Here is a 25,514-nt window from a genome sequence, read left to right as displayed (position 1 = left end):
AGCGGGACCGGCTTCTCTCTTGCGTCGCCGCGATCGAGGGTGTCGGCGCTGCGATCGACCGGGTAGAACGGGCGGGCGCCGAAGTCGTCTCGTAGCGGCCGCGCCTCGGCCCCATCGTCCGCTCCCTTGCCCGCTCCCGCCCGCTCTGTGGCTCACGGGTAGGCGCGGCTCCGGCTGAGCTGTCTCCTCTTCACTGAAGGCTCCGGCAAGCTGCCCAGCGCGGCTCGCCGGAGCCTTCGGCCTGCCCGGGCTTCTCTATCTCCGGCAGTCCCCTCCTGCGCACCGTGCCGCCGGCGCCGGCCCCGCGCACCACTTTCCTGGTTGAGCGCCTACATCTGTCGCCGCGGCCGTGACCCCAGCAGCTGAGGCTCACACTTGATCACGCCAGTCCGACGCGATGTGAAGGTGGCGAGCATGGGGACGTGGGGGACCGGGCTGTTCGAAGACGACTCCGCGCTGGACTTCGTCGACCACCTGTGCACATTGCCAGCCGACGAGGTAGCGGTGGAGCTAGGCACTGTCCTGGGCGATCAAGCAACGTCGGTGGGTACGGACGACGCATCGATCACGAGGAATCCCGCGTTGGTGCCAGCGATGAGCAGGCCGTGGCCCGATGCCAGTGCGTTGACGTCGTCTGCCAGGGGAAGTACATGCCCTGCCCGCGTCCAGGGGTTCCAGATCCGCACCGTCCGGTCGTCGCCGCTTCCGGTGGCGAGGCGTGGGGTGCCGTCCGGCGCGGCGAACACCGCCACCGCCCGCACCCCGCCGTCGTGGCCAGTGAGGGGATCGCCGACTTGTATGCCGGTGGCGGGGTCCCAGACCCGCACCGTCCCATCGTCGCCGCCAGAAGCGAGACGGGGGGTACCGTCCGGCGCGGCGAACACCGCCACCGCGTTCACCCAGTCGTTGTGGCCGGTGAGGGGCCCGCTCTCCTGGGTGCCGGTGGCGGGGTCCCACCAGACCCGCACCGTCCCATCGCTGCCGGCAGAAGCGAGACGGGGGGTACCGTCCGGCGCGGCGAACACCGCCACCGACCACACCGCGCCGTCGTGGCCGGTGAGGGGATCGCCGACTTGTGTGCCGGTGGCGGGGTCCCAGACCCGCACCGCCCCATCGCCGCCGCCAGAAGCGAGACGGGGGGTGCCGTCCGGCGCGGCGAACACCGCCACCGACCACACCCCGCCCACGTGGCCGGTGGCGGAGAACCCCGGCACCCTCCACACCCCGCGGTGGTAGCTGGTGACAAGCCAGCCCTCCTGGGTGCTGGTGGCGGGGTTCCAGATCCGCACCGTCCCGTAGCCGCCGGCCGAGGCGAGGCGGGGGGTGCCGTCCGGCGCGGTGAACGCCGCCACCGCCCGCACCCCGCCGTCGTGGCCGGTAGGGGGATCGCCGACTTGTGTGCCGGTGGCGGGGTCCCAGATGCGCACCGTCCCGTCGTCGCCGGCCGAGGCGAGGCGGGGGGTGCCGTCCGGCGCGGCGAACACCGCCACCGACCACACTCTGCCCACGTGGCCGGTGAGGGGATCGCCGACTTGTGTGCCGGTGGCGGGGTCCCAGACCCGCACCGTCCAGTCGTCGCCGCTTCCGGTGGCGAGGCGGGGGGTGCCGTCCGGCGCGGCGAACACCGCCACCGACCACACCCCGCCGTCGTGGCCAGTGAGGGGATCGCCGACTTGTGTGCCGGTGGCGGGGTCCCAGACCCGCACCGTCCCATCGTCGCCGGCCGAGGCCAGGCGGGGGGTGCCGTCCGGCGCCGCGAACACCGCCACCGCCCGCACCCCGCCGTCGTGGCCAGTGAGGGGATCGCCGACTTGTGTGCCGGTGGCGGGGTCCCAGACCCGCACCGTCCCATCGTCGCCGCCAGAAGCGAGACGGGGGGTACCGTCCGGCGCGGCGAACACCGCCACCGACCACACCCTGCCCACGTGGCCGGTGAGTTGGAGGTGGAGTTGGCGGGGTCGGACGGTCCCGGTGGTGATGATCGGGGGCCAGGTTCCGGTGTTGCGGGGGTGGGGTTCGGCGGGGGGCGGGGTGCCCTGGAGGTAGGTGGTGCCGAGGCGTCGCCACCAGCGGCGCCATGCGGTGGCGGTGCCCGGCTCCCAGCCGGTGACGGTGTCGTGGATGTGGTGCTGGTGGAGGACGGTGCCGGCGATGGTGGGTGGCAGCCCGTTGGGGTCGAGGCCGTGGTGGAGGGCGTTGGTGGTGATGCTGGTGAGGTCGAGGGTGTCGAGGACGTCGGGGTAGGCGGCGAGGGCGTCGAGGGCTCCGGCGGCCTGTCCGAGGCGGGCGTGGGTGGCGAGGTGGTGGCGGATGTAGGGGCTGACGTCCGCGGGCCGGGACGCGCTGCCGGGTGTGTGCCAGCGCTGGAGGGTTTCGCGGGCGTGGGCGGTGAGGGCGGTGGTGATGCGGCCGTGGGCCCGGGCGGTGTCGGGGGCGGTGGTGAAGTGTTCGGTGAAGGTGCGGTGGGCGAGGCGGTAGACGCTCTGGCCGTGTTCCTGGTCGAGGGCGAGGTAGGGGGCGGCGTCCGGGAGCAGCCGTTCAATGCTGTGCCTGGTCTCGGCGGGGCTGAGGTCGGTGTTGAGGGCGTCGGCAGCGTGGGCCCAGATGCCGTCCTGGTCGGGGAGGCCGCGACCCTGCGCGAGGCCGAGTGCTTGTAGCAGCGGAAGGTAGTGGGGGTTGACGCCTTGCAGGCGTTGAAGGGCGCGGTCGAAGAGCTCGCGGTGGGTGCGGCCGACCAGGGGGCTCGGGTCGGTGAGGAGGTCCGGGTTGTTGAGGAGTTCGTGGGCGGCGAGGCGTGCGTAGAGGAACTGCTGCGGTTCCGCGCCGTTCTCCTGGTCGTTGGTGACGAGGCGGCGGACGGTCTCCTCGATGAGGGGGTAGTCGGCGTGGAGGGTGCCGTGGTGCTTGGCGGCGTGGAGTTTGGCGCGCAGGTAGTCGGCGATCGCTTCCGGGTCCCGGGACACCTTCACGTACTGCGGGCCCGGGGCCGCCTGGCTGCCGGGGGTGGCGGTCCGCGGGTGGAGGGCGTCGAGGAGGTCGGTGTCGGCGGAGGTGGGGTGGTCGGGGCCCTCGCGTGTGGAGCGGCGGGTGCCGACGATCAGGCGCACGGCCGGGATGGCGGCGAGGGGGCGCAGGATCTGGTCGGCGATGACGAGGGGCTGGTCGGCTTCGTCGAGGGCGTCGAAGAGCAGGGTCAGCGGGGCCTGGCGGACGCGCAGTGCCGCGAGGAGGCGGGTGGTGAGGTCGGTGGTGGGCTGTCCGCCGGTGGCCTGTTCGGCGAGATCGGTGAGGCCGGCGGCCTCGGCAATGAGGTGCAGGACGCGGGCGGGGGTGAGGCCGGCTAGGTGGACCGTGAGGTCGAAGGGGTCGTCGGGGCAGGTGATGCCGGGTGGGAGTGCGGTGAGGTGGTCGTCGCGGGTGAGGAGGTCGCGCAGGCGGGGGTTGGTGTGCAGGAGGATGTGGCCGAGGAGGGCTGATTTGCCGGAGCCGGCGGGGCCGGTGACGATCAGGGCGCCGCTGGTGGTGGTGGTCAGCCAGTGGAGGATCTGGTTGCGCTGCAGTGTGCGGCCGTGGAAGTACCAGGCGAGCTCGCCAAGTTCGGCACCGGTGGCCTTGGGGAGGAAGTGGCGCTGTTCGTCGGCGGGGAGCTGGTCGATGACGGCTTGGAGTTCGGCGAGCTGGTCCAGCGGGCCGGACACCGCGGTGGCGGCGGTGGGGGTGAGGCTGACGAGTTGGTCGCGGAGGTCGTCGACGGTGAGGTCGTCGAAGAAGCCGCCGAGGCGGCCGGCGAGTTCGCGTCCGAGGGAGGACAGGCCGATGGCCCGCTGGGTGGGGAAGGTGATGTGCAGGGCGCGCTCCAGGGCGCGGGTGAGTTCGCCGAGTTCGGTGTAGCCGCGGGCGGCGGTGGACAGCAGCAGGTAGCGGCCGGCGTCGCGGTGGCGGGTGAAGAGGTCGAGGTGGACGGCGCGGGCGAAGTCCTCGGAGAAGCAGGCGTCCAGGACGACGATCGCCCAGTTGTCGGCGCTGTCGGCGAGGAGTTGGCGGCGGCCGATGGTGTCGGCGATGTCGCGCGGGGAGACGCCGTCGTCGATGGGGGCGTCCGTCTCATGGTGGGCGAGGCGCTCGGCGCTGCCGTGGCCGGCCCAGTACAGCACCGTGTTGCCGCCCGCCCGCCTCCAGCTCTTGAGCCGGTTCGAGACGGCCTGGCTGTTCCGCCCCGCTGGTGGCACGGTCCACTCGGTGGTGCGGGCGCCGTAGGGGGCGAGGAGGCCGGCGATCGCCCGTACGTGCGCCTCGGTGTCCAGGTCGGGCAGGAGATCGTGCCGGTAGGCGGTGAAGTTGACCGGGAACAGATCGACGCCGCCCCCGTCGCTGGGGCCCGGATCGGGTGCTGGGGTGTCCGGGCTGGTGGGCACTGGCATGGACGGGTTACCGGGTCCTGGTGTCGGGCGGGGTGACGAGGACGAGCTGGGTGATCGGCGGATGAGCGCCGGTGTCGAGCGTGACCCGGTACAGGTCGGGGGCGTCTGCGGTGAACCGGGCGGTCAGGGCGCGGTCGGTGCGGTCGGGGTCGGGGCGCGGGGTGAGGGGGTGGCCGGGGCGGCCGGTGGTGGCGGAGCGCACCGTCAGGCTCACACCGGCCGGGGTGGTCAGGCCGGTGACGGCGAGGGTGAGCGGCTCGCCGAGCGCGGCGCCGAGGTGGGGCACTTCCAGGCCGGGCCGGAGGGCGGTGTCGCCGGGGCCGAGGTGGGCGCCCTGGGGGCGCTCCAGGGCGATGCGGCGGATCTGGCGCAGGACTTCGTCGTGGCGCATCAGGGTGCCGTGCTGCCCGTAGACGTATGTGACGGCCTGGGTGCCGACCTGGGCGGAGGGGGTGTGGACGGTGCCGTCGCCGTAGGTGTTGCGGCGGGCGGGGATGCCGGTGGCGGGGTCGCGAAGGAGCTGTCGGTCGTCGTCGATGTCGAAGGCGTGGTGGCGGCCTTCGGCGACCGCCAGGTGGGCGCGCCGCTGTTCGTGCAGGGTCTGCACGGTGGGCTGCGCGTCGCCGACGATCGCCCGGTGCCCGGGCATCGCGAACCCGTCCTCGCGGTGGCGGGCGCGCTCGGCCAGCGAACGCTCGGTCAGGTCGCGGTCGCCGCCGAACCGGGCGACATCGCCCGCCGTGAGGCGCTCGACGTCCAGGCCCACATCGAGGCAGCGGTAGCCGGGCAGCAGATCGTGGACGCCTGGCAGGGTCGCCGCCAGCGCCTGCACCCGCCGCTGCAGCCAGGTCGGCCCGGCCTGGGCGTGCGCGAGGTTGAGCGCGAGGACCGCCTTTGCCGAGCCGAGGAACGGCGTGCCGGCCGTGATCACCGCCCGGGTGTCCGCGGCCAGCTCGGGGTCCTGTTCCAGCGCGGCCCGCACCACCAGCCCGCCCATCGAGTGCGCCACGAACACCAGCCGCGGCACCCGCTCCCCGGTCGCCCGCCAATCGGGCCGGGCCGCGACACGCGCCCGCCACCGCATCAGATGTGCACGGGCCGCACGGGCCAGGAGGGCGCCGTTGTAGGAGACCGCGAGGCGCCAGTCGTAGGGGAACGGCGCCACCGCCTCGGGCGCGAGGACCACGCCCGACAGGGCCTTGCGAAGGTCGGTGTAGGGGTCGAGGCCCTCGAAGACCGGCAGCCACCACGGCTTGGCGAGCAGGCCGGTCGCCCGGATCCGGGTCACCGGCCCGGTTCCGGCGTTGCCGACGTCGGCCGCCCGTTCCTCCTCGGTCGTCTGCAGGGCAGCGAAGAGGCTCTCGCCGCTCACCGCGCCGGTGAGAGCCGCAAGGTCGGCCCCCCACAGGGTCCGGCCCGTCGCGGCATCCTGAAGGACGCTGCCCATGATGCCCGGCACCACCACACACGCGTCCCTGGTCCGGTCCGCGAACACCGGCGGCACCCCCGCGTACGACGTCACGGCACCACCGGACCTGCCATCCCCCACAGCCCTCATGCCACCCGACGATAGGGGAACACCCCCGCCCGGAAGGGGTTTTGCCGAAGACCAGGACCCTGCCAGCGGCACCCCGGTGGTGATCTGACCGATGCCCAGAGGGAGCGGATCGAGCCGCTGCTGCCGGTGAGCAGCGGGCGGTGCGGCCGGTGGCGGGACCACCGGCAGATGGTGAACGGGGTGCTGCACCGGATCCGCACCGGTGTCCCGTGGCGGGACCTCCCCGAGCGGTACGGGCCGTGGAAGACCTTGCACGAGAGGCACCGGCGCTGGTCGGCGGACGGCACCTGGAAGATGCTCCTGCAACGGATCCAGGCCCAGCAGGAATGGCCGACCGGGGTCCCCGTCTTGACCCCTGAGCTCGCTGAACTCGCGCTGCAAGCCATCGAGCGGGCTCACTCCGACGGTAGCCACTTGTGGGAGCTGTGGACCGAGAGCGGCACGTACGGTGAGGTCTGGAAATCGCTCGCGCCGGTGCGGGCGGGACTGCTTGGGGCAGCCACCCCGGTTCAGCCCGACTCGCTGTTCTGATGGGCGGACCCAAGTGCAGCGCTCGGACGGTGCCCAGACCGGATTGCGCAGCAGGGGGCGATAAGTTCACTATCTGACGAACTGTCAGGCAAATATTCCGGACCACGATGATGGGGATCTGTCGACTTTTCAGCTCTACCGCCAGCAGGCGGTCCTGACGACTTGTCAGTATCCAGGGGAAATGATGGGCGATTTCCCACCGAGGGAAAGTGTCCTATTTGTTAATATAAGCCCTGTTTGTCGGCGAGTGTGCCAGTGACATGCCCAGCAGTGGCCGATGTCGACTGTGCCGTGGGCCAAAACTTTCGTATGGTGACCCTGCGGTACTCATGATGCGCATGGGGTGGCTACCCCATGCCCGCATATGTGTACAACTCGGACATCGAGTTGATCTAGGGGGGATTTCGCGCAGAGTAACCCGTCTCGATCACTCTCTGTTGAGATGCAAGGGGGAGCCGCCCCGCGGTGACGCGGAGCGACTATCAGAAATCCCGCCGGCCGCGCCGCGGATGTGAACTCTAATCCGACTGAAGGCGCACTCGGCCGGGATTTACGGACAGCCGATCAGCGGTTTGAGGATGAGTATGAGGAAGACGGGGAATCCCACCGACTCGGTGGAGAAGACGGGGGGCACGGCCCTCCCCCGGCAGGGGACACCCACTCCTGCGAACAGGATCCCCACCCAGCCCCGCGAGCGGCGGCCGGGGGTGGCAGTCCTGGCCCTGCTGGTCGTACTCGCGTGCTCCCTGGGGTTCGCCGTGCTGCTCCGCCAGGCCGGCGAGCGGGTCTCCGCCGTGGAGATCACCAAGCGGGTCGCACCCGGCCAGAAGATTCCCGCGGACGCGCTGACCGAGGTCCAGGTCGCCAAGGACAGCAACCTGAAGTTCGTGCCCTGGGAGCAGCGGGGCATCCTCACGAACAAGTACTCGGCTGCAGTGGAGATCCCGGCCGGCACGCTCCTGACCGGCCCGATGCTGACCGACGCCGTAGGCCTTGCTGGCGACCAGTCGGTGGTCGGCCTCTCCTTGAAGTCGGGCCAGTTCCCGCCGAGTCTGAAGGCCGGTGACCGGGTGCGAGTGATGTGGGTCGGCCGGGACGCGGCCGCAAAGGGATCGACGTCCACCTCCACCTCCGCCTCTCAGAGCGTTGCCGGAGCGGTCGAGCTGGTCGGTTCTGCCACGGTGCGCGAGGTGTTCAGGCCTGCGAACGGCGACGTCAGCTCCGCTCTTTCTCTGTCCGTGCTGGTGCCGGCCTCCGCCTCGGGGAGTGTCATCCAGGCCGCCTCGTCCGGCGAAGTCGGCCTGGTCCTCATCGCCTCTGCCCCGTAATCAAGGCTGCACGGAGACCGACATGTCGCTGATCCTCATCGCGTCCGCCAAGGGCGCCCCCGGAGCGAGCACCACTGCGCTCGCCATGGCCGGGGTCTGGCCCCGCCAGTCCCTGCTCGCCGAACTCGACCCGCTCGGCTCCGACCTGGTGTACCGACAGGTCGCCCCCAACGGGGACGTCCTGGACCCGAACAAGGGGATGTTCTCCCTGGCTCTTGCGGCCCGTGGCGTCCTGAGTCCCGACGTGGTCCGCGAACACACCCAGCACCTTCCCGGTGAGCAGCAGGTCCTCCTCGGTCTGTCCCGCCCCGAGCAGGGAGCGGCGTGGGGTGAGCACTGGGAGAAGCTCGGTCGCGTGCTGTCCGCACCCGGGACGACCGACGTCATCGCCGACATCGGCCGCCTCTACCCCGGTACTCCCGCTTCGGCGCTGTTTCGCCATGCCTCACTGATCCTGCTGGTGTCTCGCACCAACGCCGAGGACCTCGCCCATGTCCGAGCGCGGGCGGCAACCGTCCACCAGCAGATGTCCGTGGGCGGGCGCCGCAGCGCTCCCATCGGTGTGCTGCTGGTGGCCCCGTCGCGCAAGCAGGCCCAGGCCGTGGACACGGCGACCCGGGTCCTGGCCGCCGGCGGGACGCCCGCGCAGGTGGCCGGTGTCGTGGCGTTCGACCCGGATGCGGCCGAGCAGCTGGCCGGGCGGCGACGCGGCCGCACCCACAAGACGCAGCTGGTCGCGTCGGTGCGCGGCATCGTGGCCGACCTGGAGAACCGGTTCGGACTCGGCCGCACCGATGAAGCCGTCCCCGCTCGCGAGGACCTGGAAGGAGCAGCCCGATGACCACCACCGTGGAATCGGCCGTCGACTACGGCCTGGTGAAGGTGTTGCGGGAGCGGACCGGCCAGGTGCTGCAGCAGCGCCGCCGGGCTCTGGAGGCCGGCGACCGGCAGCTGTCCGACGCCGACCTGCGCGCGCTCTCCCTCGACATCATCGCGGACGAGCTGCAGGCACTGTCGGCCGAGCGCATCAACGCCGGGCAGGTGCCGATCTCCCTGGACGAGGAGGAGCGGCTCACCACCGCGGTGGCGGCCGCCCTGCACGGCGCCGGCCGGCTTCAGCCGTGGCTGGAGAACCCTGACGTCGAGAACGTCGACGCGAACGGCTTCGACGAAGTCTTCGTCAGCTTCGCCGACGGGTCGCAGGACAAGGTCGGCCCGATCGCCGAGTCGGACGCCGACATGATCGAGCAGATCCGGGTTCTCGCCGCGACATCAGGCCTCAGCAGCCGTCCCTTCGACGCTGCCAACCCCCAACTCGACCTCCGGCTCCCGGACGGCTCCCGTCTGTCGGCAGTCATGAGCGTGGCGCACCGGCCGGCTCTGTCGGTGCGCCGCAAGCGCCTGCGCGTCGCCCGGCTGTCGAATCTGCGGGCCAACGGCACTCTGACGCTGGAGGTCGAGGCCTTCCTGACCGCGGCGGTCCGCGCCCGGCTGAACATCATGATCGCGGGCGAGGTCAACGCCGGTAAGACGACCCTCCTCCAGGCAGTCGCCAACGAGATCGACCCGCGTGAACGTCTGATCACCATCGAGCGGTCTCTGGAGCTCGGCCTGCACGAGCTCACCGACCTGCACCCGAACGTGCTCGCGCTGGAGGAGCGCCTGGCCAACGCGGAGGGCCAAGGCTATGTGTCGATGGCGGACCTGGTCCGCCGCTCGCTGCGCTCGAACCCGCAGCGTGTGATCGTCGGCGAGGTCCTGGGTGACGAGGTGGTCGCGATGCTCAATGCGATGTCGCAGGGCAACGACGGCTCGCTGTCGACCATCCACGCCAACAGCTCTGCGGACGTCTTCCAGAAGATCAGCACCTACGCGATCCAGGCGGTCGAGCGGATGCCGATCGACGCGTCGCAGCTGTTGGTCGCCAACGCGCTGAAGCTGGTGGTGTTCGTCGACCGCGACCTCGACCCCGCCACCGGTCTGCAGCGGCGCCGAGTCACGTCGATCCGCGAGGTCAGCGGGTACGCCGACGGCCGGGTCGCCTCCTCCGAGGTCTACGCGCTGGACGAGAACGACAACGTCGTGCCGAGTGCCCCGCTGACCGACCGCACCCGTGCGCGGCTGGCGCGGCAGGGCTTCGAGGTGGGCAGCTTCGACTTCCCGGGCAGGTGGTGATGAACGGCGGATACCTCGCCCCCGACTCGCTGCTCGCGCTGCTCGCCGGCGGCGGGGCCGGCTGCGGGATCGTGCTCTTCATCGCCGCGCTCGTTGGGTGGCGTCGCAGGGCGACGACCACCACGCCTGCCTCCCAGCAGATCGCACGGTTCCTGCGGCGACGTGCCGGCGTTGCGCTGGTCGTGGGCCTGGTCGTGCTCGTGGTGATGCGCTGGCCGGTCGCCGCCGTGGCCGCTGCCCTCCTGGTGCTGTTCTGGTCGACCATGTTCGGCGGAGCAGCCGCGGAGCGTGAGGCCCTGGCCCGGGTCGAGGCCCTGGCGGCGTGGACGGAGGGCCTGCGCGACACGATCGCGAGCGCGGCCGGACTGGAGCAGGCCATCAGCGCCTCTGCACGGACGGCCGGCGTGACCCTGCGTCCTCACCTCCTGGCCCTTGATGACCGGATCCGCTCCCGCATGCCGATGAGCGAGGCCTTGCACCGCTTGGCGGTCGACCTCGACGACGGCGGCGCGGACATGGTGATCGCCGCTCTGATCCAGGCCTCGGGCCTGCGTGGCGAAGGCCTGCGCGAGGTGCTGACCGACCTGGCCAATGACGCCCGCGCCAAGGTCGCGATGCGCAACCGCATCTTCGCCAGCCGCTCCGGCACCCGCCGCAGCGTGCAGATCGTGGTGATCGTCATCGTCGGGATGGTGGTCGGTCTGCGGGTGTTCAACCCCGCCTACACCGAGTCGTTCGGCACCGCGCAGGGCCAGGCGGTCCTCGCCGTGGTGTTCGGCCTGTTCGCGTTCGGCCTGGTGTGGCTGCAGCGGCTGTCGCGGGTTCCCGCTCCCAACCGGTTCCTCGTCAAGACCCAAGCAGGAGGTACGGCGTGAGTCTCGGACTGCTGTGGCCTCTCCTGTACGGCGCCGGCTTCGGGCTGGGCGGCTTCGTTCTGGTGCGCGCCCTGTTCCCGGGCAGGCCCAGTGCCGCTGCCACCGTGCTGCGGGTCGACGCCCGGGCCCGGCTCCCCCTGGGAAGCCAGACACTGCCGGCACCCGCCGCAGGCCGCACCGACCGGACGGCACAGATCCGGGAAGTCATAGGGCTCCAGGCCTCTCGGCTGTGCGCACGCCAGGGCTGGGAGTTCCCGGTGCTTCGCGCGGATCTGTCGATCCTGGACCGCTCGTTCGAGTCGTTCATGGCGACGAAGATCCTGGTGAGCCTCCTCGGGCTGCTCTTCGGGCCCGTGGTGTTCGTCGCCCTGTGGGCTGCGGGATTCGCCAGCAACCTGACGCTGCCGCTGTGGCTCGCGCTGGCGTTCGCCGTGCTGTTCTTCTTCCTGCCCGACATCGAGATCCGCGGCGACGCGAAGAAGGCGCGCGCCGACTTCACCCACGTCCTGGGCTCGTTCACCACTCTCGTGGCCAACAGTCTCGCCGGCGGCCGCGGCCTGCCCGAGGCACTCAAGACGGCCACTGAGATCACCGACAGCGAGCCCATGCTGCGCCTCCGCCGTGAACTGCAGGGCGCACGGATGGCGAACCTGACCCACTGGCAGGCGCTCGACCGGCTCGGGCAGGAGATCGCCGTCCCCGAACTGCGAGATCTGGCTGTCCGGATCGCCCTCGCGGCGGACGACGGTGCGCGCATCCGCAGCTCACTGATGGCCACCGCCAAGACCCTGGCGGACCGGGAGCTGTCCGAGGCCGAAGGCAAGGCCGGCGCGCAGTCGCAGACGATGCTCATCGCGCAGCTGTCGCTGGTCGCCGGGTTCATGATCTTCCTGGTCTACCCGGGCCTGGTGCGGGTGGCGTCCCTGTGAACTACCTCCTGTGCACCCACAGGCCACCATGGCCGCGCGGCAGTGCCGCCGCGGCCCCGAACCGATCCTGCGCCCCGCATCTCGCCGGGCACCAACCATCGAGGGGAATCTGCACCATGAACAACGTTCTTGACCGCATGACCGGCTGGAACCCGAACCTCACCCTGGCCACCACGTGGGTCCGCGCCCGCGTGGCCGCCGCACGTGAGCAAGAGGACGCCGGTTTCTCCACCGTCGAGATGGTCATCGGCATCGCGATCATCATCGCGATCCTGGTCGCCGTCGCCGTCATCCTCAGCGGCGCCCTGACCACCAAGGCGACCACCGTGGGCAACTGCATCACCGGCGCGAACTCCACCAACAACGGCGGCTGCAGCTGACCACCGGACGGCAAGGAAGAGGAGAGGGAGGGGAACCGATGATGCGCCGCCTTCGCCGGCTGGTCGAGCACCGACGTGCTCGAGGCCGCGACTCCGGCATGAGCTCCGTGGAGTTCGTGATCGGCACGCCGATCATCTTCGGGCTACTCTTCCTCGCCGTCCAGTTCGCGCTGTTCTTCTTCGCAGACCAGGTCGCCCTGGCCGCAGCCCAGGCCGGGGCCAGGGAGGCCCGGGCCACCGCCGATGCCGACCCCGGCGGCTGGCAGGGCAACGCCAGCACCGTCGCCCTCAACCGGGTCCACTCCCTCGGCCCGGCGCTCAGCAGCGATCCGGTGATCGTGGCGGAGAACACCGGCCCCCACACGGTCAAGGTCACCGTCCGGGTGCAGGTGGTCAACGTCATCCCCTGGCTACACCTGACCGCCACCGCGACCAGCGAAGGCCCCGTGGAGAGGTTCGTGCCCGATGCCGGATGACAGCACCCGACCGCGCCTCGCACAACGACTGCGCGCCGACGACGGAATCAGCACCGTCGAGCTGGTCATCGCCACGCCCCTGCTCCTGCTCATGGCCCTGCTGCTGGTCGGCTTCGGCCTCATGGTGCAGAGCCGAAGCTCTCTGGACGGCGCGGCCCGGGACGCCGCCCGCACCGGGGCGCTGCAGCGCAACTACCAGACCGCCACCGCCGAGGCCGCCCGCGCCGCCCGCGCGAGCGCAGCCGGCGTCTGCGCGAACGGGGACATGCAGGTCAACCCGTCCGGGGACTGGCGAGCCGGAGGCATGTTCACGGTGACCATCAGCTGTGACGTCCGCGGCCTGGCCTGGCTCGGGATCAACACCAACCGACGGGTGACCAGTACCGCCACCGCGCCGCTTGACACCTACAGGCGGACATCCTGATGCCCACGACGATCCTGCAGCGGCTCAAGGCCCGCCTACGCGGCGACGAAGGCAGCGGAGCCCTTTACCTGATCTTCGGCGCCATGCTGTTCATGCTTTTCGCGTCTTTCGTGATCGACGGAGGCCTGGCAATCCACCAGCGGGAGAAGGCCGCCGACATCGCCGAGCAGGCTGCGCGCTACACCGCCAACCAGATCGACCCTGCCTCGCTGCGCGCCGGAAACCTCAGCGTGCCCGCCAACCCGGCATGCAGCGGCTACGCCCAGTCCTTCGCCACCCAGGCGGGTGCGAGCGCGACCTGTACCTCCAGCGGCGGAAACACCGTCACGGTCGAGGTACAGCTGACCTACCAGCCGATCTTGATGCGATTGCTTGGCCAAACGTCAATTACGGTGCGTGGTACCGCGACAGCACATGCCGTGCAGGAACAATGAGCCCCCACGGGGAACGGGAGACACACCATGCGATCCACCAGCACCCGCCGCAGCATGCGACGGACTGCGGCACTGTGCTGCGCCCTGCTCGCCGTGACCGCGGCGACCGCGTGCAGCAGCTCCAAGCCGGCCGGCGACGGCACGATCAGCGGCGCCCAGAGTGCCCCGCCGCCCTCGGCCAGCAGCGCCCCCGCCAGCCCTCCCGCGACGCTACCCCCCGGCGCGCCCGAGGTGGTCCTGCCCGCCGACCTCAAGGTCACCCTCCAATTCCCTGGGACCGGCGACGCAGGGAAGGACGCCGTGGCGCAGACCCTGACGTACGCGCTGCGTGCCTACAACGGCGCGTTCGCCGCCGGAGACGCCAAAAACGCGGCTTTCGTGTACGCCTGGGACGGCATGGCCCGCCCCTACATGGCCAACATCATCGGCCAGCTCGTCCAGCGCAACCAGACGATCACCGGCGAAACCCGGTACTACTCCCCCACCTTCACGATCACTGATGCCACCCACGCCGCTGCCGCGTACTGCGAGGACCAGTCCAAGGGCTACCCGAAGGACAAGGCCAGCGGGAAGGTGCTGACCAGCACCCCGTCGGTGCGCGACTACACCGAGTGGAACCTGGGGCTGGAGAAGTCGAGCCAGGGAGTGTGGCGGGTGACCCAAGCACTCGGAGAGAAGGGATCGACGCAGTGCCAGCAGAAGGCCTGACCCGCCGCGCCGGGAGCGCCGTCGTCCTGGCAGTGCTCGCTGCCGTGTCGCTCCCCGCTCCGGCACGCGCGGACTTCGGCGGCGAGCCGACCGGCAGCACACCGAACCCGTGGAGCATCGAGTCCCACGTCACGCTGACCATGAACCAGAACGGCGGTGAGGGGTCGAAGCACCTCGTGTCGTCCGCGGGCAGTTGGGACCCGCCCGAGTGCTGGTACGAGCCTGCCTACACCCCCGAGGGCTTCGACTCCGCGTTCCAAACACTCCTGCAAAGCCTGTCCGGCACGACCGGCGGTGCGGACGCCCAGAAGCAGTACGACGAGCTGAAGGCCGACCACGACTTCCACAAGGGCGAGCAGGGGGCCTGGTGGGGCATGGTCAAGACCGAGGCCGCATGGGATCTGCCGGTCACGACGACCTGCACCCAGAGCCCGGGCCTGCGGTGGGTCCCGGCCGGCAACCCCCCGGCCGGGCTGCTCACGGTGACACCGCAGATGCTGAGCAAGATCGCGTACGGGGCGACGAAGTTGCCCTCGCCCGAGGTGGCGCTGTCGCCGACCGCCGACCGGCAGACCGTCAACCTGCCCACCTACGTCAGCTTCAGCCGCCCGCTGCAGCCGGTGAGCGTCACGGCGGCGCTGGACTACATGGGCTTCAGCATCGCCGCCTCCACCCGGGCCGTGCCGGTCTCGCTCGAGGTCGACGCCGGAACCGACGACGCATCACCGCGGACCTGCACCTACCCGTTCACCGCGTCGGGCGGCGGCTACGTGGTCGACTCGTCGTCGAGCAGCTGCAACGTCACCTACATGCGATCCTCCCGGGGCAGCACCTACCCGCTCACGGGCCGGGTGAAGTGGAAGGTGTCCTGGACGGCGTCGAAGAACCCCAACGCGACGCCGGCCAACCCTCTGCCGGACGGCGTGACCGACACAGCCCCGCAGAACGTGGTGGTCAAGGAGATCCAGACCGTGGTCACCCACTGACCACGCCCCGCTGGACCGATCAACCGAAGGACTGACCCATGAGCAAGACGAAGCCGGCCACGGCCACCCGTACCGCGGGCGACCTGGTGCGCGCCGGTCTGGCCGGCCTCGCCCTGCTCGCCCTGCTGGCAGCCGTGCCCTGGGGCCTGATCACCTTCATCGGCAATCCCCTGCCCAACAGCATGCCAACGTGGTCCACCCTCAACGAGTCGGTGGGCACCACCGTCATCATCAACACGATCGCCGTGGTGCTGTGGGCTGTCTGGGCGCAGTTCGCCTTCTGCGTAGCAGTCGAGCTGCGCGCTGCGCTCTCCAAGATCGGGCGTCTACCCATGCGGGTGCCGGCCGCCGGCGCCAACCAGGCCTTGGCGCGGCAGCTGGTGGTCACCATGCTGCTGGTCAGCGCCGGCGCTCTCACCGTGGGCACCGCGACCGCCGCCCCCGCCGCCGCAGCGCCGCGAGCGGCCGCGACGGCGGCAGCCGTCCCGCAGCAGACACTCACTGCAGTGACCGCCGCCCCGGCCGCCCCAGAGCAGCACCTGCCCATCTACGTGGTCAAGGCCCCGTCCGAGGGCCACCGCGACAGCCTGTGGCGCATCGCCGAGCAGCACCTCGGGGACGGCACACGCTGGTCGGAGATCCAGACGCTGAACGAAGGTCGCCCGCAGCCGGACGGGGGTTCCCTCGGTTCCAACAGCCGGATTCGCCCGGGCTGGACGCTGCTGCTGCCGGCCGATGCTGTCGGGGACGACCTGGCCCGGCCAACCGCAGCGACGGCTCCGCAGAGCTCCGAAGGCGCGGGCGAGCACCTGGTGACCGTGGTCGAGGGAGACACCCTGTCCGGCATCGCCGAGCGCGAGCTCGGCGACGGCGACAAGTACCCGCTGCTGCTGGAGGCCACGAAGGCCCTGGTGCAACCCGACGGATCACACCTAAGCAACCCGGACGAGCTGTTCCCCGGCGAGAAGATCGTGATTCCCGCCCCGGCTACCGCCACAACCACTCCCGACCAAACGCCCGCACCAACCGCCCCCGCCGAGCAGCCCGCACCGTCGACCACCGCAACGGCGACTCCGGCCCCGACCAAACAGCCCCCCACATCCGCCGAGAGTCCCACAGCTGCCCCGGCAGCCGACCCGGCGCAGACCGCGGCCACCACGCAGCCGACCCAGCACCCCACCGCAGAACCCGAGCACGCCCAAACCGCGCCCGCCGACAGCAACGACAGCGTGCGCAACCTGGCCGCCGGCGGCGCGATCCTCGCCGCCGGCGTCCTGGCCAGTATCGGCTTCCGCCGCCGCCTGCAGCAGCGCCGCCGCAAGCCCACCCGCCGCATCCCCATGCCCGCCGGCCAGTCCGCAGGCCTGGAGCGACAGCTGCGCGCCACCACCAACCCAACCGGACTGGCCCTACTGGACCGCTCACTGCGGTCGATGGCCGCCCACGCCGCCCACCTGGGCCAAGAGGTCCCGCAGCTCGAAGCCGTACGCGTCAGCGGGGACGCCGTCGAGCTGTACCTGGCTGCCCCGGCCACACCGATCGCCCCATTCACCGCCACCGAGGAGGGCACGACGCTGTGGCGCTGCGGCTCCTCCACCCGCAACACCGCACTGCTGAGCGCCGAAGAAGCCGCCCGCACCCCGGCCCCCTACCCGACCCTGGTCAGCCTCGGCCACACCCCCGAAGGCGACCCGGTCCTGGTCGACCTGGAAACCATGGGCCTGCTCTCCCTGGACGGATCCGACGGCGACGTCCTCGCAGTGCTGCGCGCCTTCACCGTCGAGCTGGCCAACAGCAAACTCGCCGACGACCGTCTCCTGCTGCTCGCCGGCGTCGGCGAAGAGCTCGCCGAGCTCTACCCCACACACGCCGACTACTACGAGACGCTGCCCAAGGCCCTGGCCACGCTCGCCTCCCAGGACGCGTTCCAGCGCCAGGCCCTCGAAGCCGGCGGGCACCCCTCCCTGCGGGCTGCCCGCGTCAGCGACCCGGCCACCGGCGACGCCTGGACCCCACACATCCTGATCAGCACCGACGAACCGGCCGCACCGCAGGCGGAGCAGCTGGCCGACATCCTCGGTGCACAGCCGAGGACGTCGATCGGCGTCATCGCGGGCAACCGCACCGACCTGCCGGTGGAGACCAGCTGGCGCATCCCGGCCGAGGCCGGCCTCGAGATCGAGATCGACAGTCTCCCCTTCACCGTGATCCTCCAGCGCATCGAGCCGGACGCCTACCAGCATCTGGTCGACGTCCTGGCCACCGCCGAGCGACGCGACACGCTCCCCGCTCCGGCCTGGACCCGCCCGGACACCACCACGGCGACCGCCGAACGAACCGAGGAAGACGCCGACCAGGACGCGGAGATGAGCGAGGAGCCGGTGCCCGTCGAGGCTGTCGCCGCGAGCGGATCCGCGCTCGCCGCCCAGGCCACCTACGCCGCCGGCTCCCCGGCCCTCGCGCTCGGGCCGTCCACGATTCCGGGCACCGTCACCATGCCTGTCGCGCCGGCCAAGAACACTGCCGCGGCCGCAGGCGCCGCCGGCTCTTCCCGGGAGCCGCAGGACCTGGACCTGATCGCCGAGGAGGACGACCAGGAGCAGCGCGCCCGCGCCGCAGCCGCGATCAGCGCCGCCGGCCCGGACGAAGTCGACCGGGAAGAGAACGCGGACCCGGAGGAAGACGTCTTCGGCCTGGTCGACAACGAAGAGGACGAGGATGAGGATCCGGACTGGGGTGAGGACGAGGAGGATCTCGACGCCGTGATCGCCCGCTACGCCCAGAACGCTGACGATGAGCAGGGCGAAGAGCAGGAAGAGGAACAGCACGAAGTCCGGGGCACAGAGCAGGACGGCGAACAGCAGACCGCGGAGGAAGAGGCGGAGGACGACGCCGTGGCCGGTGCCGCGGCGCGGCCGGTCACGGTCCCGAGCCTGGCCCCGGCCGCCGTGCCGGCTGGTGCGAACGCGCGGGTCAGTCACCGCCTGCACAACTCCTCTGCGGTCCTGGCCGCGCTCACCGCCGAAGCCAAGGAGCCGTCCGTCCCGTATGTACGGCTGCTGGGGCGCGTCGAGGTCCTCGGCCTGCGCGACGGCAAGCAGGACTCGCGGCGACGCCAGCTCACCGAAGTGGCGGCCTGGCTCGTCCTGAACCCCGGCAGCAGCCGCCTCGAGTTCGACGAGGCCATGTGGCCGGGGACCCGAGTGGACAACCAGGGCCGCAATACCTTGATGTCGCGGGCCCGCCGGTGGCTCGGCGACAAGCCGGACGGCAGCCCCTACCTGCCCCGGATCACCGAGGACGTCTACGGGCTGGACCCGGCAGTGACCTGCGACTGGGCGCAGTTCCAGGAGTTGTACCGGGCCGGTCACCACGGCAGCGGCCTGGACGCGGACATCGCGCTCGCCCAGGCGCTCGCCCTGGTGCGCGGCAGGCCTTTCGCGGGCACCCTGGCCACCAAGTACACCTGGAACGAGGCCTGGGTCCAGGAGATGATCTCCGCGATCGAGGACGCCGCGCACGAGCTCGCCCAGCGGCGCCTGGCCGAGCGGGACTACCGGGCGGCCGCGATGGCCGCCGCACGCGGCCTGGAGGCTGTCCCGGAGAGCGAGCTGCTCTACCGCGATCTCTTCGAGGTCCACGCGGCCTCCGGGGACCGCGAGAGCCTGGAGCGCGCCGCGCGCCGGCTGCACGACCTGAACGAGGAGCTTGGCGTCGACCCAGAGGAGGAGACCGTCGACCTGCTCGAGACGCTGCTGAAGGGACGCCGCACGGCAACCGCTTGATCGAGTACCGCCGCGGGCAGAGCCGATGGGCAGGTCAGGCTCAGTAGCGAAGCGAAAAAGGAACAGCTATTCGGAAACCAGTGTCCATGCACTGACCCGCGACGACCGTTCGGAATTCGTCATTGCTCGGCGGTCACACCGGGCCTGACCACGCCATCTATGGAGGGCGAGAGGCGCCTCGTGCGCACTGACGACAGGGAGGACAGGGAGCTCATGGAGCCCACCTCAGGGGGACTGGAGCACCGCACCGAGCCGTTGGAGCTCACCACCACTTCATCGAGCAGCCGCGCCGGGCGCGCGGCACAGAAACCGCGCCGGGGCGAGAAGGCGCTACTGGGTGCCATCGTGGCCGGGTCCGGCGTGATCGCGGGCATCGGCTTCACCGGGAGCTACACGGCGGTGCGCCGCTTGGCGGAGGAGAAGGGATTCTCCTGGTTCTCGTATGCCTTCCCCGTCGGCGTGGACGTCGGAATCGCGGTCATCCTTGCGCTGGACGTGTACCTGACGTGGAAGAAGATGGCCTTCTGGCCCCTGCGCATGATCGCGTGGATGCTGACGGCCGGGACCATCGCCTTCAACGCATCGGTCAGCTGGCCGGACTTCGTGGGCACGACCATGCATGCTCTGATCCCGGTCCTCTTCGTGATCGTGGTGGAAGCAGCTCGCCACGTGGTGCGCCGTACCGCTGATCTCGCCGACGACCGGCACATGGACTCGATCCGGTGGTGGCGCTGGGTGCTGTCGCCGGTGGGCACCTTCCGCATGTGGCGGCGGATGAAGCTGTGGGAGATCCGTTCCTACGACGAGGTCGTGCGCCTGGAGCGCGCCCGGGTGCTGTACCGGAAGGAGCTACGCATCCGGTACGGCCGCGGCTGGCGAACCAGCGCCCCGATTGAGGCTCTGCGGGCGCTGCGGATGGCCGGCTACGGCATCTGGACTGAGGCGATGCACCAGGTCCTCGTCGATGCTCCTGAGCTGCCCTCGGGCGAGCGACCTGCGGAGGTGATGCCGGTAGAGAAGACGGTGGTGGAACGGATTCCTGTGAGTGCCGCGTCGAGCCTCGTGAATCCCGCACCTTCGCCGGATCTGGCCTCGATCGCCTCGGCGTCGGCCGACCAGGAGCCCGACGCAGGAGTGGTGACCGATGCGGGAAGGGGCGGCGAGGTTCCGGGCGATGATGCCTCTCTTGTTGCGAACTTTAACGTCCCGGCGGCGGGCGGCTCGTTGCCCACCGCAGATGATGCCGACGCGCAGCACGCGCTGGGGGAGGCACGGGCGGCGGCGGTGGAGTCGTCCTCCGCGGCCGGGCATGAGTTCGTCTCCGCGCTGCCGGATCGGGACGTCAATCCGGTCCATCCCGGGTGGCAGGAGCTGGCCGCCTCAGGAGCGCTGGATGGCGATGCGCCGGCCGCGGCGGTGCTCCGCGCCGAGTTCGAGCGTGACCCGGGCGCCGATCCGGGCGGTCTGCTGCAGGTGATCCAGTCACTCACGGCACCCCTTCCGTCAGCGGAGGAGCTGCACGAGCGGCTGCCGCAGCCTGTCCCAGTGCCGGCTGCGGAGAAGATGGCGCCGTTCGCTCCAGTCCAGCGCAGCAGCTCGGTGCACCTCCGGACCGAGGAACCGCAGCCGCTGGGCGGCCCGCACGATCCGCACGTCGCCGAGTCGGAGCCTGTGTCAGTGGGCTCGGAGCCGGAGAGCGAGCAGCGAGCGGAGCATCAGGTCAACGGCAAGCTGCTCTCGAAGAAGGAACAGGCCCGTCTGATCTACGAGCAGCACCAGCGCGAAGGACGGGAGCTGTCCCGAGGAACGCTCGCCCGGCTTGCCGGATACGCCCACGAGGGCAGCGCGCGCACGGTCTACAAGGAACTTGAGGACGAGCTTGGCCCCATCGTGGCACGCCCCGGCGAGCACGCGACGGGAGAGCTCGCCGCCTCCGGCGCCCGGTCGTAGCTGCCTGGCCCACAGCTCATTCGGGTGATGTTCTCTGGGGTCGAACGACATGCTGGCGCTCTCCGAGAGCGGCCGCCGTCTTCCATGCGCGGCAGGACAGCGGAGCGCAGCTCTCCTCGGTGCGGCGAGCGGCGTGCGCACTGGCGGCCGGCCGGGTGGACCGTGAGCGGCTCGCCCTGGAGAGCGTCACCTACGTCCGGCAGCGCGGCGCCCACGTCGGCCGGTACTTCGGTGAGAAGTGCGGATCGAGGTCTACGCCGGGCCGGGCCCGCGTGATGCCGCGGCTGCTGAGGCCGGGGGCATCGAGGCGGGGTGCCCGGTGCCGCCGACGTTGCACGCCGCCCCCTTGTCCAGCACGTTGTCCCGCCCGGGATGCCCAGGTCAGGGGCCTTGTCCTCCCGGCATGTCCGTGACCGAGATCATCTGGCGGTGGAACACCCGGCATAGGGGGCCAGCGTCATTACTGACTCCGACAGACCATTGATAGAGGATGATGCTGCGGTGAGTCTGGACTTGAGAAACTACGAACTCCTCTGGCCTACCGCACTGTTCTCCTCTGAGGGCGAACGTATCCTGCGGGTCTCTGGTGGCGCCTGGGAAGACCGTGCCATCTGGCTGATGACCGAGGCTCTGAGCGGCACGACGGCGGTTGCCGACTTCGAGGAGGTGCCCAGGCAGACCACTGTCATCGACCACAATCCCTGGACCTCCGAGCCGTTTGACAGCGGGCTGAAGACGGGCCCGGATAGACGAGACTGGTTCACCGAGCTGGTCGACCGCTCAGCTGAGCTCCGGCACGCGGTTGAGCCGCGCCCGTACTGGCCGCAGCGTCGCGGTAGTGGTCTGTCACACGACGGAAGCACGCCACGTGACAGTCGGCGAGATTTCGCACGGATCCTCACCGAGTTGACTGACCATGGCTACCTGGTTGAAGTGTTCGGTGAGGAGTGCGTGGACGATCCCAGTGAGCTGCCCGACCCTTCAAGCGTCATAGACCGGCATCTGGGCATCCCCAATCTCTGGCCGCTGTCCCCGGAGAGCTGGGACGAGGACACGTTCTACGGTCTGATCGAGGTGTTTCACGACCTGGTCAGCCGCCCCCGCAAGAGAGAGTGGCACAACTGGAACTCGTGCGGCTGGCACCACTCGGAGTTCCACAACGGTCCAGCTCGCATCCTGTATCGGTGGAGGGTCAATCGGCTTCTGCGCCAGGCCGGGATCGAATACGAGCTGGCCTCGGAAGGTGAGGACCTCGGGCGCTTGGTAGCCGTCACTGACGATGCCCGCAGTCAGCTGGTGCACTGTGTCCTCAGCGACAGCCCTCCCGACATCACTGCCGGCGTCCGCCACGCCGTCGCGCTCTTTCGAGGACGTGACAGTTCGGTCGACAGCAAGAGATCAGCGATCTTCAACCTCGCCCGCATCCTCGAGGAGCGTCGCACCCTGCTCAAGGACCGCCTCGGGAAGGACGAAGGCGCCCTGTTCGAAATTGCAAACCGGTTCGATCTGCGCCACCGTCGGGCCGACCAGCGCGGTGAGTACGACGAAGCTTTCCTCGACTGGATCTTCTGGTGGTACCTGGGCACGGTGGAACTGACGAACCGGCTGATCGCGTCGCGACGCCTCGCCTGATTCAGCTGTCAGCCCGGTCTCCAGTGGCAGGCCTGGGAGACGACGCCGACGCCACCGGACCAGGGTGTCGCGGGCATCCCTGCTCAGCGGCGACAACGGGCTGCTGGCGGTCCTGGGCCTGGGTTGGTCAGTGCCCGCCGGGACCTTCGCCTACGCCGGGAACGCCGTCGACGTTGGTAACCTGCTTGATCCAGTCGGCGACTGGTCGGGTGGACGCGGCGATTGTCACGGTCTCGCCGCCGTTGGTAACGACGGCTTCGACGATCTGGCCCACCCACACCCCGGCTCCGGAATCCCCCTTGTAGGGTGCGCCGGTGATCGGCTCAAGCTTGTACTTGGACTGGAAGGCGTGATCGACCGCGCGCCGCCGAGGAGCTCCACCAAGTCCTCACCGTCGTGGCCACCCGGCTCCTTGATCCACCAGGACGCGCTCCCCTGCGAGGGCGAGAACGTCTCCTACTGGATCGAGGAGCTGGCCGCCCAACTGGACGACGGCACGCCCGCCGGGCTGCACCGCTGCCATGGCCGCCGCCGAGGGGCTACCGGACGCCAACCAGTAAGTGACGCAGATCACACATGGATCGCCGAGATTTTTGGTCTCCTCTCCGTCTTCCCGCGCCCAGAGGGTGAACCTAGTTCCACGGAGGACACCCGATGACCACTCCGCACACCGTGCTCACCGACAGGCCAGAGCGCAACGGCCACGTACTCGACCCGCAGCTTCTCTCCGCAAACCCGACATCAGTCCGCTTCTCCGTGGTGGACGGCCGACGGATGATCTCGATCGCCACCCCCGACGGCCGCGAGGTGCAGGGAACGGACCCGCTGTTCGCGGTGAGCACCAAGCCATCGAGCCTGAGCTTCTGGCTCGTCCCCAAGCTCGGACTCCTCCATCAGTGCAATACGAACTACCCGATCAACCGGATCCGGGCCGCCATCGACGCCCGTAGGGCCTCGGTCCAGGGCGAGAGCACTGCTCTGGCGCAGTTCGGCCGGATCGCTCTCAACCTCAACCGCAGCGAGCGCTGGACTGAAGCCCTGTCCACGGCGCTGCTCGGCGACTGGATCGACCCGCTCTACGACGGCACCGGCCTCGGCCTGCGCGCCATCGACCGGCTCCGCTCGGAGGCCAGGACGGCCCATCAACAGCTGATGCCGCTGTGGCAGCGGCGGACGTACGGCAACAGGCGGGTCACTCTGCTGGAGAACCCGGTCTACGAGGGTGCGACCCTGAGGGACTTGCTTGCCGACCGGTACACGACCGACGACCCGCTGCTCAACCAGGCCCCCGGCGACCGGCGCCTGGCTGCCGTTCTGCAGCGGCTCGACCCGACCGAGCGGGCCGTAGTCCTCGCCTACGGCCGCCCCGGCGTCAGCACCTGGACAGAAGCTGCCGAGCTCGTCGGCGCCGGCCGGCCCGAGGCATTCGGCGCGCGGGTCCGCCGTAAGGTCCGCCGCGCTGTCGCCGAACTGCAGCGACGCGACAGTCAGCGGGCCGCGGGGCCGACCGGCCTGTGGACCTCCGCCCCAAGCGGCGGTGCCCGATGACGGACTTCCTGCTGCAGGCCGGTGCCGAGACCCTCGGCGCCCTGGCCGCCACCGGCGCGCTCGGACTCGGCACCTGGGCCGGCCGGCGGGCCCGGTGCGCTCTCCGGACCCGAGCGCTCCGCCGCCAGCTCGCGAGGACCACGCCCGCGCTGACGGCGCCAGCAGACGCAGCCGCAGGGGACACCCGATGATCACCCAAGGCGCAGTGCGCCACGTCAGCAAGCGCGTGGCCGCGTCCACGGCGGCCGTCTTCCACATGCCGGACGACGAGGCGTGCCTTCTCATCGCAGAGCCCGATGGCCGACCAGCGGACCCGGAGGGGGGGCCGCTGATTGAGAACCTCGCGCCAGGCGGGCTGGCTCATTGGCTGACCGCCGTCGTCAGCCCTCAGGAGTCCACCTGGCACCCGTTGTTCCCGATCGTGGCATGCTTCGCCGCCCGCGAGGCCGCTATGGAGGGAACCGATCCTGGTCGGCTGGCACTGTTCGGCCAGCAGCTCCTTGGCCTCAACCGCAGCGACCGGTGGACGGAGGCTGTGTCCACCGTGCTGCTGGGCCAATGGATCTACCCGCTTTCCAACGGCACCGGCCTCGGGCTGTCGGCGCTCGGCCAGCTCCGGCAGGAGGCACGAACGATCCACCGCCAGTTGGTGCCGTTGTGGCAGCGGCGCACCTACGGCAACAAGCGGGTCGCCCTGCTGGAGAGCCCGGTCTGTGAGGGCACGACCCTGCGGGACCTGCTCGCCGACCGGTACCTGCCCGAGGACACACTGCTCGATCAGGTCCCCGGCGATCGGCGATTGGCTGCTGTTTTGGATCGGCTCGAACCGCTGGAGCTGGCTGTAGTTCTCGCCCGTGGCCAGCACGGCGTGGATACCTGGGCCCAGGCCGCCGAGCATGCCGGCAGCGCCGAACCGGAGAAGGACGGCAGGAAGGTACGGCGCAAGGTCGGCCGCGTAGTTCAGGAGCTATGCCGACGCGACCGGCAACGTGCTGACGGACCGACCGGCCTGTGGACCCCCGCCCCGACCGGGGGTGTCCGATGACGGACGGGGGGCCCTGACCCAAGGCCGGGTAGTTAACGGATTTCCGCTGGTGGAAAGGGGTTTCAGCGCCGGGTCGTGACGCGGGCAACGGGGCCGCGTTGATCAGATAGTCCGCCAAGACTGCTGATCTTCGAGGTGCCCCGTTGCCCGTACGTCATTGTGCCGCGCCGCCGGGTCTGGCGATGCTCTCCCGTGAGTTCATCGTGGCCGCCGGACGGTTCGCGCCCGGCCATCTGGGCGAGTTGACGCAGGTCATACCATTCGAGCTCGTCGACGCGGTCCTGGAGGAGACCGGGTGCGTGCAGCGTCGGCTGCGGGACCTGCCCTCG

At 70.5% G+C, this 25,514-nt stretch carries 21 protein-coding genes and 2 pseudogenes; 20 read left to right on the top strand and 3 right to left on the bottom strand.

Features of this window, described 5'->3' with window-relative positions:
- Positions 1–414: 414 nt before the first annotated feature.
- A pseudogene (locus SNE206_RS38425) lies at positions 415–513 on the top strand (DUF4259 domain-containing protein); the annotation flags it as partial.
- A gap of 17 nt (positions 514–530) precedes the next feature.
- Here the strand turns inward: SNE206_RS38425 and SNE206_RS38420 are convergent.
- A complete protein-coding gene (locus tag SNE206_RS38420) occupies positions 531–4,421 on the bottom strand; it encodes a hypothetical protein (protein ID WP_407918237.1) in 3,891 nt (1,296 codons plus the stop codon).
- Positions 4,422–4,428: 7 nt separating this feature from the next.
- Positions 4,429–5,943 carry a lipase/acyltransferase domain-containing protein gene (locus SNE206_RS38415; protein ID WP_407918236.1) on the bottom strand — a complete coding sequence of 505 codons (1,515 nt, stop codon included), beginning with the start codon at positions 5,941–5,943 and terminating at the stop codon, positions 4,429–4,431.
- Positions 5,944–6,063: 120 nt separating this feature from the next.
- Here SNE206_RS38415 and SNE206_RS38410 point away from each other — a divergent pair.
- The 16 genes and pseudogenes from SNE206_RS38410 to SNE206_RS38335 all read left to right on the top strand — a co-directional run.
- Positions 6,064–6,283: pseudogene (locus SNE206_RS38410) on the top strand (transposase); the annotation flags it as partial.
- On the top strand, positions 6,274–6,510 hold the full coding sequence (locus SNE206_RS38405) for a DUF4259 domain-containing protein (RefSeq protein ID WP_407918239.1): 237 nt from the start codon (positions 6,274–6,276) through the stop codon (positions 6,508–6,510). The pseudogene SNE206_RS38410 and the gene SNE206_RS38405, both read left to right, overlap by 10 nt.
- 707 nt (positions 6,511–7,217) lie before the next feature.
- Positions 7,218–7,838, top strand: a complete 621-nt coding sequence (locus SNE206_RS38400) for a hypothetical protein (protein ID WP_407918235.1) — start codon at positions 7,218–7,220, stop codon at positions 7,836–7,838.
- Between the two features lie 22 nt (positions 7,839–7,860).
- Positions 7,861–8,679: a hypothetical protein gene (locus SNE206_RS38395; RefSeq protein ID WP_407918234.1), complete on the top strand. Its 819-nt coding sequence runs from the start codon at positions 7,861–7,863 to the stop codon at positions 8,677–8,679.
- Positions 8,676–10,013 (top strand): CpaF family protein, encoded by a 1,338-nt coding sequence (locus SNE206_RS38390; protein ID WP_407918233.1) that lies wholly within the window; start codon positions 8,676–8,678, stop codon positions 10,011–10,013. The genes SNE206_RS38395 and SNE206_RS38390 overlap by 4 nt, the downstream gene beginning before the upstream one ends.
- Positions 10,013–10,888 (top strand): type II secretion system F family protein, encoded by an 876-nt coding sequence (locus SNE206_RS38385; protein WP_407918232.1) that lies wholly within the window; start codon positions 10,013–10,015, stop codon positions 10,886–10,888. Before SNE206_RS38390 ends, SNE206_RS38385 begins: the two co-directional genes overlap by 1 nt.
- Positions 10,885–11,817 carry a type II secretion system F family protein gene (locus SNE206_RS38380; RefSeq protein WP_407918231.1) on the top strand — a complete coding sequence of 311 codons (933 nt, stop codon included), beginning with the start codon at positions 10,885–10,887 and terminating at the stop codon, positions 11,815–11,817. Before SNE206_RS38385 ends, SNE206_RS38380 begins: the two co-directional genes overlap by 4 nt.
- A gap of 116 nt (positions 11,818–11,933) precedes the next feature.
- Positions 11,934–12,197 carry a hypothetical protein gene (locus SNE206_RS38375; protein ID WP_407918230.1) on the top strand — a complete coding sequence of 88 codons (264 nt, stop codon included), beginning with the start codon at positions 11,934–11,936 and terminating at the stop codon, positions 12,195–12,197.
- 38 nt (positions 12,198–12,235) lie between these two features.
- Positions 12,236–12,673 (top strand): TadE/TadG family type IV pilus assembly protein, encoded by a 438-nt coding sequence (locus SNE206_RS38370; RefSeq protein ID WP_407918229.1) that lies wholly within the window; start codon positions 12,236–12,238, stop codon positions 12,671–12,673.
- Positions 12,663–13,097, top strand: a complete 435-nt coding sequence (locus tag SNE206_RS38365) for a TadE/TadG family type IV pilus assembly protein (RefSeq protein ID WP_407918228.1) — start codon at positions 12,663–12,665, stop codon at positions 13,095–13,097. Before SNE206_RS38370 ends, SNE206_RS38365 begins: the two co-directional genes overlap by 11 nt.
- Complete coding sequence (locus SNE206_RS38360) at positions 13,097–13,531, top strand: TadE/TadG family type IV pilus assembly protein (RefSeq protein ID WP_407918227.1); 435 nt, start codon at positions 13,097–13,099, stop codon at positions 13,529–13,531. The genes SNE206_RS38365 and SNE206_RS38360 overlap by 1 nt, the downstream gene beginning before the upstream one ends.
- A gap of 27 nt (positions 13,532–13,558) precedes the next feature.
- Positions 13,559–14,239, top strand: a complete 681-nt coding sequence (locus tag SNE206_RS38355; RefSeq protein WP_407918226.1) for a hypothetical protein — start codon at positions 13,559–13,561, stop codon at positions 14,237–14,239.
- The gene (locus tag SNE206_RS38350) at positions 14,221–15,225 is read left to right on the top strand and encodes a hypothetical protein (RefSeq protein ID WP_407918225.1); all 1,005 of its coding nucleotides are present in this window, start codon (positions 14,221–14,223) and stop codon (positions 15,223–15,225) included. Before SNE206_RS38355 ends, SNE206_RS38350 begins: the two co-directional genes overlap by 19 nt.
- A gap of 38 nt (positions 15,226–15,263) precedes the next feature.
- A complete protein-coding gene (locus SNE206_RS38345) occupies positions 15,264–19,010 on the top strand; it encodes a LysM peptidoglycan-binding domain-containing protein (protein ID WP_407918224.1) in 3,747 nt (1,248 codons plus the stop codon).
- A gap of 213 nt (positions 19,011–19,223) precedes the next feature.
- Complete coding sequence (locus SNE206_RS38340) at positions 19,224–20,960, top strand: DUF2637 domain-containing protein (protein WP_407918223.1); 1,737 nt, start codon at positions 19,224–19,226, stop codon at positions 20,958–20,960.
- A 501-nt stretch (positions 20,961–21,461) separates the two neighbouring features.
- Positions 21,462–22,592, top strand: coding sequence for a hypothetical protein (locus SNE206_RS38335; RefSeq protein ID WP_407918222.1), 1,131 nt, complete (start codon positions 21,462–21,464; stop codon positions 22,590–22,592).
- A gap of 127 nt (positions 22,593–22,719) precedes the next feature.
- Here the strand turns inward: SNE206_RS38335 and SNE206_RS38330 are convergent, their stop codons facing one another.
- On the bottom strand, positions 22,720–22,866 hold the full coding sequence (locus SNE206_RS38330) for a hypothetical protein (protein ID WP_407918221.1): 147 nt from the start codon (positions 22,864–22,866) through the stop codon (positions 22,720–22,722).
- Positions 22,867–23,246: 380 nt separating this feature from the next.
- On the opposite strand from SNE206_RS38330, the gene SNE206_RS38325 reads away from it, so the two are divergent.
- From SNE206_RS38325 to SNE206_RS38315, 3 genes are all read left to right on the top strand, one after another.
- Complete coding sequence (locus SNE206_RS38325) at positions 23,247–24,140, top strand: hypothetical protein (protein WP_407918220.1); 894 nt, start codon at positions 23,247–23,249, stop codon at positions 24,138–24,140.
- A 187-nt stretch (positions 24,141–24,327) separates the two neighbouring features.
- Complete coding sequence (locus SNE206_RS38320; protein WP_407918219.1) at positions 24,328–25,185, top strand: hypothetical protein; 858 nt, start codon at positions 24,328–24,330, stop codon at positions 25,183–25,185.
- Positions 25,186–25,367: 182 nt separating this feature from the next.
- Positions 25,368–25,514, top strand: a 147-nt coding sequence (locus SNE206_RS38315) for a transposase domain-containing protein (protein WP_407918238.1), incomplete at its 3' end; no start/stop codon positions are given.

The organism is Kitasatospora sp. NE20-6 (genome assembly GCF_045862635.1).
This window is presented reverse-complemented; position numbering and strand designations above follow the sequence as displayed.